The 2,342-nt window shown below is 39.0% G+C and carries 3 protein-coding genes; 2 read left to right on the forward strand and 1 reads right to left on the reverse strand.

What is annotated here, in order from left to right; genetic code table 11:
- The first annotated feature begins 110 nt into the window (after window positions 1-110).
- Window positions 111-827, forward strand: a complete 717-nt coding sequence (locus tag AC220I_RS21395; protein WP_486725899.1) for a Crp/Fnr family transcriptional regulator — start codon at window positions 111-113, stop codon at window positions 825-827.
- 80 nt (window positions 828-907) lie between these two features.
- On the opposite strand, the gene AC220I_RS21400 is transcribed toward AC220I_RS21395, so the two are convergent.
- Window positions 908-1,393 (reverse strand): glutathione peroxidase, encoded by a 486-nt coding sequence (locus tag AC220I_RS21400; RefSeq protein WP_486725900.1) that lies wholly within the window; start codon window positions 1,391-1,393, stop codon window positions 908-910.
- A 268-nt stretch (window positions 1,394-1,661) separates the two neighbouring features.
- Between AC220I_RS21400 and AC220I_RS21405 the strand changes: the two genes are divergently transcribed.
- Window positions 1,662-2,342, forward strand: a 681-nt coding sequence (locus AC220I_RS21405; protein ID WP_486725901.1) for an MFS transporter, incomplete at its 3' end; no start/stop codon positions are given.

The following is a 2,342-nucleotide window of genomic DNA, read 5'->3' on the forward strand; positions in this document are numbered from 1 at the left end:
GATCCAAACCTGTGATTTGCCTCACACTTTTGAAAATTAATCATTTTTTTATTCTGCTTGGCTGAAAATGGTATAATAAAGGCATAAGGATCTAAAAATTGGAGGTAGACATGACCCCATTTAAAATTGTAAATAACAGCGGCTGCGCTACTTGTGGCCATAAATTGTGTGCACGTAAGGTTTCCCTGTTTTCAAACATGGATGACCAGCAACTTCAGACGATACTCACACTCATAGAGCGTAGGCAGTATAAAAAAGGCGATATCATATTAAGGCAAGGCGATACCTTTGACCGACTATACATTATCAACGCCGGCGGCTTGAAGGCGTGTACCTTTGGTGAGGACGGCAAGGAGCAAATCCTATATATTCTGAACGAAGGCGACAGCATCGGAGAGTTCTCTCTTCTCAAAAGCGAGATTGCACAATATGATCTCATTGCCATGAAGTCAAGCCATCTGTGTACGATTCCAAAGAGCCGATTTGATGCCTTCCTTACGGAAAACCCTGAGATGATGTTTTCAATTCTGGAATCTGCCCATGAAAAAATTACATCCCTTGAAAGATTGGTTGCTGCCATTTCATCCTCGGATGCAGATATTAGGCTTAAATTCTTAATCCAAAGGCTCTGTCAGCAAAATGGCAAGACAAGGCCAGATGGCATTTTACTCCCCCTCTCTTTAACACGTGAAGACATGGCCAACTTCGTGGGGGTTACCAGAGAAACCATCAGTAGAAAGCTCTCCAGTTTGAGTAGCGAAGCCATCATCGAATTTATTGACCAAAAGACATTGCTCATTAAGTCAACCGACTACTTTGACCTCTAAACATAAAAAACCACCTCGTCAGAAGAATTTTCTAGCAAGGTGGTTTTGAATTTATACCTAGATCACAAATCACTAAATCATTAAACATTGGGTTGCAATAGCTTCTCAATCGCTGTAATCATCTTTTCAGGTGGTGCAGAAGGGGCATAGCGCTTGACGACATTGCCATTTGCATCAATTAAGAACTTGGTAAAATTCCATTTGATTTCAGATCCCAATAAAGAACTCTTCTCTGTAACAAGATATTTGAAAATTGGATGAGCTGTATCTCCCTTGACATCGACCTTGTCAAACAAGGGGAATGTAACCCCATAATTGATCTCACAAAAATTCTTGATTTCTTCATTCGTGCCAGGCTCTTGATGTGCAAACTGATCACATGGAAAACCCAAAATCACAAATTTCTCAGGTCCAAATCGTTGATATAGTGCCTCTAAACCCTGATATTGAGGTGTAAATCCACATTTACTCGCTGTGTTCACTACAACCACAACTTTACCCTTGTAAGCTGCCATACTCACAGTTTCGCCATCGATTGTCACTGCTTCAAATTCATAAAATCTCATGATGTCACCTCGTTTCTTTGACAACATTTGATTCATCTTCGATGCCTCAAACCTTGTTGTCTATAATGTTATATCTATATCCATTAAAGAAACTTTCAAGCAGCTAATCATCATATTATAAAAATTTGAAGATTATAATAAATTGAGATTTTACCGTTTTTCATCCACTTTATGATAAACTATATAATCAACTGACGACTTAATAACCTACGGTATCTATTAATCTATAAGACATTCGTTCATCGATACCACTAGAAAGGAAAGATTCTTGAGAAATTCATTCGCACTTAAAGTAAATAAATATTTTTATTATGGTTGGCTTATTTTACTGGTTTCAGCCATTAGCACCTTTTTTTCATCCCCTGGACAAACCTATTCTATATCTGCCTATATAAACTCATACGTTGCAGATTTTGGTTATTCTCGAACCACCATCTCGACGCTCTACACTTTTGCAACATTGCTATCGGGTTCATTAATCATATTCATGGGCAAAGCAGTTGATCGCTATGGTCAGCGAAGAATGCTTGTCATTGCTGGATTTATGCTGTCCATGGCATGCTTATTTAACAGCTTCATCGTGAATACCACCATGATCTTTGTCGGATTTTTCTTTTTAAGGTACTTTGGACAGGGCTCACTAACGCTTGTACCCGGTGCTCTCATTCCACAGTGGTTTGATAAAAATCGAGCATTATCTCTTAGTCTACTCTCCTATGGCACCATGGTCGGCAATATGTTCGCACCAACCCTAAACACTTTTATGATCAATCGATACGGTTGGCAAATCGCATGGCGTGGCTGGAGCGCCCTTTTGCTCTTTATTTTTGTACCTTTAGTGGCCTTTTTTATCATCAACAAACCCGAGGATATTGGCCTGCTTCAAGACAATCAAAAAGTTAAAAATCAAACAGAAATAGATGATGAGCTTAAGAAAATGAGCCTTGAA

It is taken from the genome of Fusibacter sp., from assembly GCF_057447755.1.

Coding starts and splice junctions, on each gene's coding strand:
- AC220I_RS21395 (WP_486725899.1), top strand. CDS start 111: ATGACCCCATTTAAAATTGTAAATAACAGCGGCTGCGCTACTTGTGGC.
- AC220I_RS21400 (WP_486725900.1), bottom strand. CDS start 1,393: ATGAGATTTTATGAATTTGAAGCAGTGACAATCGATGGCGAAACTGTG.